Genomic DNA, 12,449 nt, shown 5'->3' with positions numbered 1-12,449 from the left:
CAAATTTTGAATAGGGGATTCCCCGTACATGGTAATGCAGTTGTTAATTCCTCGATAACCGCACGGATCTGATGCGGATATTTTTTATGTAAGAAACGATACATCCCACCGAAGTGAGTTTTGTTGCCTCTTTCGTCCTGCTTGTCTAAAGAACGCTTTAATGTTGTTTCTGTATGTTGTTGCATGGCGATATCTAAGAATAGTTTCTTAGCCGCTACAGATAGCTTAAAGAAAGCCTTTGTAAATACAACAGGACTAATATATACGTATGGATTTGCTTTTCCTGTTTCCTCATTCATAAAATGAGTCAGCTTGACAGTATATCGGCCATCTACTCCGTTTTCAATGGAGATAATGTTATGTAAGTTTAATTTCTTTAATGCAATATAGAATTGAGAGTGTTGGATATAAGCAAATTCTTCTTTGTATTGCTTGTAATCTTCCCACATCATATGTATTGTTACATTTGGAATAACACCATTAGTAAAGCATTTCTTATGTAGATATAAGAAAACTTCGAGATCAGCATTCGTAATGCCGTATAATTTATGTTTTCTTCCTGTTTTTTCTGCAAGTGCAGACATTGCGCGACGTGAAAAAGATGGTTTGGCTTTTTCGACAAAGCCTTCTACGTCAGCAATACGTTCTTCGTATGTCATGTGCTGCAGAATATCTTCTAAATATGTATCTTTATAGCTGTAGTACTTCTCCTCAAATGTTTCCACAAATTTTTGCCAAGCTTTTAATGTTACTAACACAGCATTGGTTGTTTCCCCATTTAAGCTACGTTGATTACGTATCACAAATGATTTTCCCATCTTTTTCACCTCCGTTCTACAAATTCAGAAAGATATGCCAAATTACTATAAAATATTCCAATTTTGATTATAGCAAAACGAATTTTGTAAAAATGTGCTCCTTTAAGAAGAAAAATAGCAACTTGCAACAGCTTATGAAGCTAGTCGTATCAAGGGTTAAGAGAATTTCTTAATTTTTTTTTGTGTTAAGGATACCGCAAACGTGTTGCAAGTTGATTATATGTATATGAATAAGCAGAAAAATTATCTAATCCCTTGATATATAAGGGATTAGAGTGAAAATGATAGGGGAGTTAGGGAAAGGATACCGCAAACGTGTTGCAAGTTGGTTAGCAGGATCATTAATAATGAATTGCAATGATTACCCTTGATATAAAAGGGTTTTTTGGCACTTATAGATTGAAAATAGGGAAAGGATACCGCAAACAGTGTTGCATCTTGTGTAAAGAATAAGGGCATGAATACCGCAAACGTGTTGCAAGTTGGATGATATGTATATAAGTAAGTGGAAAAGTACCTAAACCCTTGGTATATAAGGGATTAGAGTGAAAATGGTAGGAAAGTTAGGGAAAGGATACCGCAAACATGTTGCATTTTATGTATGTAACTTACTCAAAATATAAGAAAAATAGCTTAAAAATTTTAAAATTACTAGGTTGAAAAATAAATTATACTGTTGCAAGTTGAGAGAAATAGGGAAAGGATACTGCAAACGTGTTGCAAGTTGATGAGTTAAGGAAAGCGAAGCGCAAAAGAAATGCAAGTAAAGAAGAAATAGGGAAGAGAAAAGGCAACCATGTTGCAAATTAAGGACTAAGGGAAAGCAAAGCGCAAAAGAAATGCAAGTAAAGAAGAGTAGGTAAAAGAAAGAGCAACCATGTTGCAAATTGAGGAATAAGGGAAAGCAAAGCGCAAAAAAATGTAAGTAAAGAAGAATAGGTAAAAGAAAGAGCAACCATGTTGCAAATTAAGGACTAAGGGAAAGCAAAGCGCAAAAGGAATGCAAGTAAAGAAGAAATAGGAAGAGAAAGGGCAACCGTGTTGCGAATTAAGGACTAAGGGAAAGCAAAGCGCAAAAAGAATGCAAGTAGAGAAGAAATAGGAAGAGAAAGAGCAACCATGTTGCAAATTGAGGAATAAGGGAAAGCAAAGCGCAAAAAAATGCAAGTAAAGAAGAAATAGGGAAGAGAAAAGGCAACCATGTTGCAAATTAAGGACTAAGGGAAAGCAAAGCGCAAAAGGAATGCAAGTAGAGAAGAAATAGGGAAGAGAAAAGGCAACCATGTTGCAAATTAAGGACTAAGGGAAAGCAAAGCGCAAAAGGAATGCAAGTAGAGAAGAAATAGGAAGGGAAAGAGAAAATATGTTGCAAGATGACGAGTTAGGGGAAGAAAGACGCAAAATCTTGTAAATATCTGTTACAATAAATTAAATATAATAGTAGTAAGGAATTTTATGATGAAAACTACTTTGTTATGATCCATGGTTTAGGGAGGAATATAAAGTGGATAATTTATTACAAATGTTTCGAGATGCATTGTTAATCTCTGAGCCAATTTATAAAACAAATGAGCTAGTATGGAATAAGTGGAATGCATACTTTAAAGATGTTGAAAACAATAATAATAAAGTATTAACCTCATCTCATGCATCTCCATCATTTACTGCATTAGTGTCTTGGTTAGAAAAAAAGCAAGAATCCGGTATTACATTAGTACAAATCTATGCGAAAATTGATTCCTATAAGGAAGAAATATATAAAGAAATTGAAGGATTTATAGAAAAAGAATTTCAAGATATAGCACTTTCAAGTTCCATAGTAGTAGAAAATGATCAAAATATAAATAAGACAAACATAGTAAACCATGAGGATTATTATGAGGTAAATAACTCTGCTGTTTATTATAAGCTAAGAGATGGGATTGCAAAAAATCAATTTGAAGAAGATGAGTTAAGTAAGGTTTTACAATATCCTATTGAAACTAAATCTTCTAATGGTGTAGCTCAGCTTTCTTCACACAAAGATGAAGATTTAAGACTTACAAATATAGAAGAAGCTGCTCGGTGGAATACCCTTGTCGATGATGTAATGAGTAATATGGATGATTTAACAGCAGATTGTTTAGATGCAATTACAATACAATGGATAAACGAAGCAAAATCTCCAGACGAATTCATTGATTTTTCTTATGAGCAAGTTTTAGAGATGTGCAACATCCCAAAAACAGTAGTCAAAAATAAAGAATACTATAGAGCAGAAGATAAAATTAAAATAGCAAAGAGAATTGCGGCTTTAGCAAGCATTTTTATCTATTTAAATGATGATAATGAGGTAGTAGTATTAAATGACCGTGATGATGATGGAGAACGTTTAGAATTAAAACGTGAAGTAATCAAAAGGTTATTTGTATTAGATTCAGTTGTATTATGGAGGCATAGTGTTACTAATGAATACATGGGCATTGAGTCTTGTCGTATTAAGCCAGGCAGCTTTTTAACCAATTACTTATACGGATCAAATAATACAACAGCGTTATTGTCTAAAAAAGCACTTGAATACAATAGTTATAGACACAAATATCATAAAAGGTTAATTCGATACTTAACATGGCAATGGAGAATTAGACAAATGTATTCATCATTGAAAAAACCATATTCTATAGGCGGGGACAAAGGGCTGCTAGCAGTAATGGATATTCCAAAAGATTGGAAGCCAAATCGTATTAGAGAACAGTTAGAAAATGTTCTAATGGATTTAGAAAATGAAAAAGTAATTTCTCATTGGGAGTATAGTGACCCACTTGATGAACAACAAATTGGGAAACGTAATTGGTTTAAAAACTATTACGCTAATTTAGGAATAACGATTTTACCGCCTGAGGAAATGCTGCAATCAATGGATAGGGTAATCGGAAAGAAATGTACAGAAGAACTTCAAGAACAATTACCTGAAGTAACAGTTGTTAAAGAAGTAAAGAAGACTGTAGAATCAGTCGAACAAATAGAGAAGAAGATCCGTGAACAAATACTGAAAGTACACAATGAAAAAAAAGTAAGCATTCGTGAAATAGCAGATGAAATTAGTATTTCTCCGTCTACATTATCTAGGTTTTGTAATTATAAAACAAAACGTCTATCTAAAAAGGCGTTAGAAAAGTTAACAAAGTGGTGTGAAAGACAAGAAATATTAGAAAAAATGTAACATAGACTAAATATTCCTTATAAAAATAGACATGCTTTAAGTATGTCTATTTTATTTGTTATCAATTATAAGAAGATAAATTCTCTAAATATAGGGGAGATAAAAGAGGATTATCAAAAAGAAATCAAACGATTTTATTATATTTTAACAGTATGGTTAAAAGTTAATAAAAGAGTCAAAATAAAAATTTAGATTTGACTAAATTAAAAATGAATAAATCAGTTCGGATACAGAAATATTAAAATGTTAAGATTGAATGTATTTATTAAAGATTATTGAGTCTAAAAGTATTTTTAGAAGCGAAGGGTTTAGGGGAACGTATTGTGAAAATAAGAATACTATTTCAATGAGTGATTATCAAAAAATGATATTAATTTATAATCACATTCTAAAATTCAGATGAAATTCAGATGTTTTCTAATGATTTGTTGAATAATGATATCATTTTTTGATACAATAGGTATAAAGGAGGGATTTGTATGACAAAGTTTATTGAGAATTTAAATGAGTATATCAATCACTTTAAGATAAAGCAAACCTTTATTATTAATCAAACAGGTATCGAAAAAAATAAGTTTTCGCGACTTCTTAATAGTAAACAACCAATAACTTATGAGGACATGAAAAGCATAGCTGAATCTTTAGATAAGGATATTTCTTATTTTACGCAAGAAAAGTTAAATTTATTAACCCCAGAATATAAAGAAAGTACTTCAATTGGTTTTTCGATGGGATTACCAAATGAAGAAAAAAAAGAACTGGCAAACCATATCTTTGATTTTCTAGAGCATATTGATGCTATTTTAAGTATTGATAAAAAGATGAAAAAGGATGCATTAAAGGTATTGGACTATGGAATTTAAAAGGTTTAGAGATATTATCATAAAAAATAGGGAATATGAAAAATGTGTAAGTAAAGATTTAAAAGAATTTTATGATCGAGTTCAATGGGATGGAGATATCCCTAAAATAATGAGAGAAATAGGTCAGAAGTTAGATGTACTAACAATAGAAATTCCAATGAAAGATGATGATTTCGGGGCATGTTTTTTTCAAACTGAATACAGTAAGTATTTATTATTGAATTCAAATCAACCTAGAAGTAAGATGTATTTTTCGTTTTGTCATGATATCTATCATATATTAAATGGTGTACCAGATCATATTAATGAAAAAAGAGAAGTGCATTTTAATCAAGATTATTTATCAAATGAAAATGAGTGTAAAGCGAATCTATTTGCTGCCAATTTATTAATGCCTGAACTGGAATTTAAAAAAATGTATAATTTATATGCTAATGACAATGATGTACTTGAAAAAACTATTATTAAGTTAATGCATTATTTTAATTCTCCATTTATTGCTGTTCTATTAAGAGTATTTGAATTGAAAATATTAAATGATATAAAAGATGTTGCTCAACTTTTAGAGTATGATAATAAAGATATTGAAAAGTTATTTGATGAACTTTGGCTAGATAAAGAAATATTGGAACCGACATTAAAAGATGAAATGCCGAATGTTTTGAATATGCTTAATAATGAAGGGGTTAAGCTTATTGAAGAACAATTGCTATCCGAATACGATTTTAAAATTATAATGGAAAGCATTGAACGGCTATATTCTCAAATAAAATATAAAAATGAGTAAACGTTATAGAGAACACCCTTCTAATTTTTCTGAAATTGAGGAATATGTAGTTTCTGATAAAAGCGAAGTAGTTAATTTATTGTTTAGGGGAAATAATTATTTCTTCTATGATACTTGTTCATTACTTCATCATTCAAAAATTCCAAGTACAAGTTATCTTATTCAATATTACAATAGTCATAATGCCATGATTATAATTACAAGAACTGTATTAATGGAATTAACATCAAATAATTTTGAGATTCACCAAACCCAAATAGAATTTATTAAAGATCTTGCCCAAAGTGGTATTAAGATATTAATTTTTGATGAAGAATTAGTTGTGGATGCTTTGCAACACATGATAGATATTAGGAATAAAGACGCTAATTTACTATTGGGATATGCAATTAAAGAAGTTATAAAACCTAAAAAGGCAGTCCATAAAATTATGAATAATATTGGAATTGATATGAAGGTTAAAATCTTAGGTAATAATCCTGGAACAAACCTATTATATGAATATTTTTTTCAATTCGCTCGTAATCAAAAAGTAACAGCGGATAGTTTGGCAGAAGAATTAGTTTTGATTTGTATAATAATTCTAACCAAAATACCTTTAGGTAAAAAATACATTTTTGTAAGTGATGATTTAGTTATTAGGCCAAATGTAATTGATATAAATACTTATACAAAGAAATATCACAATGTACAAGCCCCTTACCAATTAACGACACCAACACTTGTATATAAAATGTTTAAAAATTCCATTATTTCATCTAAAGAGGATATGCTTGCAATTTTAGATGCCGCTTTTAATGGTAATGTTAATATTTATTATGTTGGTGAGACTGATATTGAGCAACAGAGTAAGCCTTTTGAAAAAATTGAGTTAGTTGATCGAATCATTACTGAAGAAGAATTCAGGATAATTTATTAATGAAAGTAGACCATTTTTAAACAAATATTAATACTTTTTAGTTCAGCATGACTGTCAGCGCAGCGGTACAGTGTATTTGGGTATAGAATTCTTAAAAGAAAATGAAGTAAAAGGAAGCTCTACTTAATTTTTAAGTGGGGCTTCTTTCATAGAAAAGTATACAGGGGTGAAATTTTTCTTTATTTTTACTTTTTATTTTTAGGGCGGATTCTTCTACGTTTCATATAAAAAAGTAGTAAACATGTAAATGGTAAAAATATCAACAAACTGAATTTAGTATGTGCATCTTGATATTACACTTGAAAAGTGAACAAGAGGTAAGAAGTTTCATATTAAAATGACTTTTTATCTTGCTGTGCAAATATATTTTTTTCGCGAGCGGTATCTAATACATATGTTAAAACTATAATTTGGAGGAAAATAGAATGAAACACATTTTTCATATCCTCAAAAAAGATTAACAAGTACAAACTATCGAGGAGAACTTATTAAGGGTAAAAGAACTAGCTGAAACCTATGGAGAAAACATTGGTATAAAAACATTTAGTTGGTTTAGTAGGAATGCTCCATAATTCCAATATGGAAATATAGAAACCATACAGAGTTATCTTAGGTGTTGTTTACGTTAAAAATTGAATAGAGATAAACACGGTATATGAATGGAAACGTATATTATAGATTGGAGAAAAATTAGATGAGTAAGCTAGTCACATTAATGAAAAAAGTAAAGACTATGCTTTCTGAACAACAGAAAGCAATTGAAGAATTACTAATGATATTATTATTGGCGACAATTATATTTTCTATAGAAGGATTTCTGGATGGAAAATTACTTTCAAGATCTAATGAATTAAATGAAATTGTTGAACATGTAAAAAGCTATTGGTTTGTTTTACCTATTTTAATTGTATTGATTGTTATTTTTATATACGGAGTTATTAGGAATAAATATTTAAAAGGAATTATTAATTATCCAGCTTTTACCTTTAAATTTGATAAGTGGATTATTTCTATTATTTTAAGCATAGTATTTTATCGGATTGCAGTATGTTTTGGATTGTTACAGGGATCTCTGATAGTACAAACCAAAATATTAGGTGGTGCACTTTTTGCGTTCTATTTAATAGTTTTTATACTAAGAAAAAGAAGGTTTTCATCGGAGTATGATAAAAAAGAGGGAAATGAAGAAGAATTGAATGACCAATCTTATAGCTCTGATATGGCGATTAAAGAATCGAAAGATGATAAGTTAAATCGAACAGAATTTGTAAAAAGATTGGTAACTAGTGTTAATTATTGGAAGAAAGAAGAGAGCATTGTAATTGGGCTTTATGGTGAATGGGGAACTGGGAAAACCTCTGTATTGAATTTAATGCAAGAAGAATTTAATAAGCAACATGATACGATTATAGTACCTTTTAATCCTTGGTATTTTAAAGATGAAGAGCAACTTATTTTACAATTTTTCAATAAGTTAGTTACAGAAATAGAAAACAATTTTTCTGGAGAAAAAAGTAAATTAATATCAAATATTAAAGATTATTCTCAAAAAATTACATCTGTTACGTTACGAATGGGAGTAGTTAATTTCTCTTTTAAAGACTTTATAGGTAACAAAGAAGAAAACAATGATATATTTAGTCTGAAAAAAAATATTGAAGAACAACTTGAAAAAGAAAATAAAAGAATAATTGTTCTAATTGATGATATAGATCGATTAGATGATGAAGAAATACATTCAATTTTCAAACTGGTAAAAGCAATTGCTGATTTTAAATACACTACTTATATATTAGCGTTAGATGAAGAAATAGTAGCACAGGTATTATCAACTCAATATAGTGGTAAACAATCTAGTAATATGGGACAGTCATTCTTAGAAAAAATAATACAAGTACCATTGTACCTTCCACCTGTTGATCATATTGATATTCAAAATATATTATTTGGAGAAATTCAAAAAGTATTAGAAAAAAATCAGATTTTCTTACCTGATAATGAGAGAATTAGATTTGAAATGATTTGGGAACGTTCGATGGGGAGTTTTCCTTTAACCGTTAGGTCTGTTAAAAGGTATCAAAATTCAATTGTATTTTCATTACCTTTAGTTAAGGAAGAAGTAAACATAGTAGATTTTTTATGCATCGAAGGAATGCGAGTATTTTTACCGGATACATATAAATTTATATATAAACATTCAGATGCCTTTTTAACTGCTGGTAGCCCAAAAACAAAAGAGCTTCATGAAGAATATAAATCTATTTTAGATGGAGTTTTCAAGGATTTTACTAATCAAGAAAAGAAAAATATTGATTACCTAATAAATATATTATTTCCTAGGAGTAAATATCTATTCACTGGTCAAGAAAATGATATAGCAGCGTATGATGAAAATTGGGAAGTGGAGAAAAGAATTTGTTCAGCTGATTATTTTAATAAGTATTTTGCATATTCTGTACGTGATGGACAAATATCTGATAAGAAATTTAATGATTTACTTAATGAATTGAAAAATGAAGATATTACTAGTGTAATTAATAAAACTAAAGATATAATTAGTGCACGTAATTACTTAAAGTTAATTGGAAAAATTCAAATGATTTTAGATGTATTAGAGCCAAGGCAAGCGGAAATTTTAATGATGTGCTTAGTAGAATTAGAGGATTCAATTCCTGCTGGAGGAATTGGAAATATGAATAATCTACAACAGACAGCCCTGATAATAAGTAGACTTTTAAGCATACAAGCAGAAGATAGAAGAGCGGATGTTATTGAGAAAGTGATGAAATCAATAGATAAGTTACTGTTTAGTGTAGAATTATTAAGATATCTCGATTTAGCTTCTAGAAATGAGCATATTTTAAAAGAGAATGACATAAATAAAGTAGCTATAAGCGTTATAGAAAAAATAATACCAGAATTAGGCGATGAGAATTTTCTAGATAATTACGGAGTAAATGCTTCTACGATAGTATCTATGTTAAGTGAATTTGGAAGTGAAAATCATAAAGATAAATTAAAAATAAGCCTAAATAAATGGGTTAAGAAAGAAAATGGTGTAGAAAAATTATTAATAGGATTTGCACAGAAATCTTATAATCCTAAGAATGATAGGTATACCTTTAGTAATTTTGATGTGGGTAGTTATTCTAGATTAAAAAAAGCTGTGGGGAAAGATGGAATAGATTCTATAATAGATATTATAGAAAATAAATACCTCCAAGATTTTTTATACATGTCGGAATATGTAGGGAATACAGATTTTGAAAAAGTTGCTTTTGCGTTTTGGCGTGAACACCATAGTATGCTTGAGGCAAGGGATCAAGGAATTTAGTTGTTGAAAGATACAATACAAAAATTAAAGAACATGATGTATCAAAAAAGAATTAGGTGATGAGACTCGAAATAAACTAGGTAATTGGATAGAGAGACAAGAGGTAGTTAATCTGCTGTCAACATTTTTTAAAATAAATATACATGTACAAAAGGACTTAATCAAAGTAATGGTTAGGTCTTTTTGATATGTGCATTTTATAAAAAAGAAGATCGAATAGAAATTAGAGCAATACTTATTATGAAGTTTTGTTTTTACATAGTAAAGTAGATAATATATAAGCAAAGAGCAAAGAGCAAAGAGCAAAGAGCAAAGAGCAAAGAGCAAAGAGTAAAGAGCAAAGAGTAAAGGGTAACAGGAAAGAGGGAACCAATTTGTGTAATTGTGACATTTGTGAGGAAAAAAATATAGAATTCCAATGTAACATAACAGGGGGTGCTGTTTGTGAAAGCTGTTGCAATAACTTTCAGCTAAAAAAACTTAGGGGCAATTGGAGTGATTTTGTAAATATAGGAAAAGATGAGATGGAATTTTATTATATTAGTGAATCTTGCCTAAAATGTGAGGGGTTAATAAGAAATCAAGAAGTTGAATTAGGTGGGCTCGGAGTAATAGTTAACTATGAGTACAATTGTAAATATGTTTTTAATGGTTTTAGGGATTCTTATGCAAATAAATTTTTTCATAAGAAAAAAACTATATTACTAGAGTCCATGAATTCACTAGATATTCATGGAGTATATGATTTAGCGGAAGCATATTACTTCTTAGAAGAATATGAAAAAGCAAGAAAATTGTTAGTAGTTTATAGAGATAAAAATACTCATAGTGAAGTCTTGTTACTATTAGGAAAGATATATTTTCAAACAAATGACTTAGAAGCAGCTAAGGAGTGTTTATTAAAGTCTTTAAAAATAAATGAGGATCACGCGGAAACTTATCGTATCCTGGGAGAGATATATCAAGCAGAAAATAATCTTATAAAAGCTGTATATTATTTTAATCAAGCAATTGAGTATTTTGAATTAGACCTGTACGATAGACCAAATGATGATTTTCCAAAATATTCACATCTTGGATTAGCAATTATATATTCTAAGTTAAATCAGCATGATGAAGTAATAAAATCGGCTAGGGAGTTTTTAGAATTTCAATATAATTGGAATACTTTGAAGGAAATGGTACGTGAGCAAAGAACGGGTGAAAAAAACTATATAGGTTTTGATGGGTTTTTTACATGTGCTATCGTATACGAATTAATGGCATTAAGTTTTTTAGAGAAAGAGGATCTAATCTTGGCTGAAGAATATATTGACCGTGCTCAAGAATTAAATCCTGAAAATACAAATATTGCTATGACCAAAGGGATAATTATAGGTAGAAAGCATAACGAGGGGAAAGTAAGTGAGTATAGAGAGCAAATTAGTTTATTAAAACAGAGTGTAGAATTGAGAGCTAGTAGTATTAACAAACTTAAAACGCTAAGACCAGAGGAGCAGGTCAAACTGTTTACAGGAAATGAAGAAGAAAGTGTGTCGAGTTTTCTGATAGGAAAAATATTTGATAATTTAAAGATAATCGAGAATTTATCATCAATTGTTACGCCATCTCAGAATAAAGCTGCTGAAGAGGATAGATATACAGATTTGTTTAAGTCACATATGGATTCCAATTTAGTAGATACCTTTGGGTGGATTACTCATACCCAAAGCAGAGGGGGATACACACGTGAAAAGCTAGGAGATAGAGGAGGAATAGGAGAAAGGGATCTAGTTATTCGTTCTCATCAAAATAAAGACTTATTAATGGGTGAAGCTCTAATATTGAAAGGGAAAGATACTGCAAGCATAAAAACCCATACTCAGAAAATTTTTGGATATGATATAGGGAATTGTAACTTCCACTTAATTATTAATTGGGGTTTTAGCGAAAAGCCTGATTTAGTCTGGAATGATTATAAAAAATTAGTAATTTCTCGCCAAGATGGTATTTATGCAGTAATTGAACATGGAGAAACAGAGAATTTATATCCAGGGATTAACAAACAAGGAATAAGAACATTTTACACGAAACATTCTACAGATGTTGAGAGTGAGGTTGCTACCGCGATTCATGTGTACGTTGATGTATTAAAACAAATGAAGCGTGAAGGTGCTGAATTAGCAAGGAATAATATAATGTGAGACACTCTTACTATATTAAAAAAAAGAGCCATATTAAAATGGCTCTTTTTTATTTAATGCTTATGCTTTCTGGGAAAATATATCTTTTTTAATAATATTAAATAATTATGTGGATATGCTAAGTGCAGCAGTCTAGAGCCTTTTCATTTAAAATGGATCCTTAGTGTTAAGAGATATTAATTAGCAGTAAATGAATATATATTTCGCTACATCTGCGCTAAGGATAGAGTATAAGAAAGGAATCTTTGCGCTTCCAGCTTGAAAAGTGAAATAAGTGCTAGGAACACTTAGCTAGAGAATGTGTTGATGGAAAGACAACAGAAATTGTTAAAGAGATGGAGGT

General features: G+C 29.9%; 6 protein-coding genes and 1 pseudogene. 6 read left to right on the top strand and 1 reads right to left on the bottom strand.

Annotation, left to right across the window (positions count from 1 at the left end; all coding sequences use genetic code 11):
- Positions 1-818: pseudogene (locus H6481_RS18605) on the bottom strand (hypothetical protein); the annotation flags it as partial.
- Positions 819-2,322: 1,504 nt separating this feature from the next.
- On the opposite strand from H6481_RS18605, the gene H6481_RS18600 reads away from it, so the two are divergent.
- From H6481_RS18600 to H6481_RS18575, 6 genes are all read left to right on the top strand, one after another.
- Positions 2,323-4,020, top strand: coding sequence for an XRE family transcriptional regulator (locus H6481_RS18600; protein ID WP_182812776.1), 1,698 nt, complete (start codon positions 2,323-2,325; stop codon positions 4,018-4,020).
- 479 nt (positions 4,021-4,499) lie between these two features.
- Positions 4,500-4,883, top strand: coding sequence for a hypothetical protein (locus tag H6481_RS18595; protein ID WP_182812773.1), 384 nt, complete (start codon positions 4,500-4,502; stop codon positions 4,881-4,883).
- Entirely contained in the window at positions 4,873-5,670 is a 798-nt protein-coding gene (locus tag H6481_RS18590) for an ImmA/IrrE family metallo-endopeptidase (protein ID WP_182812770.1), read from the top strand. The genes H6481_RS18595 and H6481_RS18590 overlap by 11 nt, the downstream gene beginning before the upstream one ends.
- On the top strand, positions 5,663-6,589 hold the full coding sequence (locus H6481_RS18585; RefSeq protein ID WP_182812767.1) for a transposase: 927 nt from the start codon (positions 5,663-5,665) through the stop codon (positions 6,587-6,589). Before H6481_RS18590 ends, H6481_RS18585 begins: the two co-directional genes overlap by 8 nt.
- 694 nt (positions 6,590-7,283) lie before the next feature.
- Positions 7,284-9,923: a P-loop NTPase fold protein gene (locus tag H6481_RS18580; RefSeq protein WP_182812764.1), complete on the top strand. Its 2,640-nt coding sequence runs from the start codon at positions 7,284-7,286 to the stop codon at positions 9,921-9,923.
- 524 nt (positions 9,924-10,447) lie between these two features.
- The gene (locus H6481_RS18575; protein ID WP_259347375.1) at positions 10,448-12,106 is read left to right on the top strand and encodes a tetratricopeptide repeat protein; all 1,659 of its coding nucleotides are present in this window, start codon (positions 10,448-10,450) and stop codon (positions 12,104-12,106) included.
- Positions 12,107-12,449 lie beyond the last annotated feature (343 nt).

This window comes from Bacillus sp. ME78 (genome assembly GCF_903970865.1).
Taxonomy (GTDB): Bacteria; Bacillota; Bacilli; order Bacillales; family Bacillaceae_G; genus Bacillus_A; species Bacillus_A cereus.
The sequence above is the reverse complement of the archived record's forward strand: the minus strand, read 5'-3'. Positions and strand labels throughout refer to the sequence as shown.

Bases quoted from the DNA above. Each gene is read 5' to 3' on its own strand.
- H6481_RS18585 (WP_182812767.1), top strand. From the start codon at position 5,663: ATGAGTAAACGTTATAGAGAACACCCTTCTAATTTTTCTGAAATTGAG.
- H6481_RS18575 (WP_259347375.1), top strand. From the start codon at position 10,448: ATGGAATTTTATTATATTAGTGAATCTTGCCTAAAATGTGAGGGGTTA.
- H6481_RS18580 (WP_182812764.1), top strand. From the start codon at position 7,284: ATGAGTAAGCTAGTCACATTAATGAAAAAAGTAAAGACTATGCTTTCT.
- H6481_RS18590 (WP_182812770.1), top strand. From the start codon at position 4,873: ATGGAATTTAAAAGGTTTAGAGATATTATCATAAAAAATAGGGAATAT.
- H6481_RS18595 (WP_182812773.1), top strand. From the start codon at position 4,500: ATGACAAAGTTTATTGAGAATTTAAATGAGTATATCAATCACTTTAAG.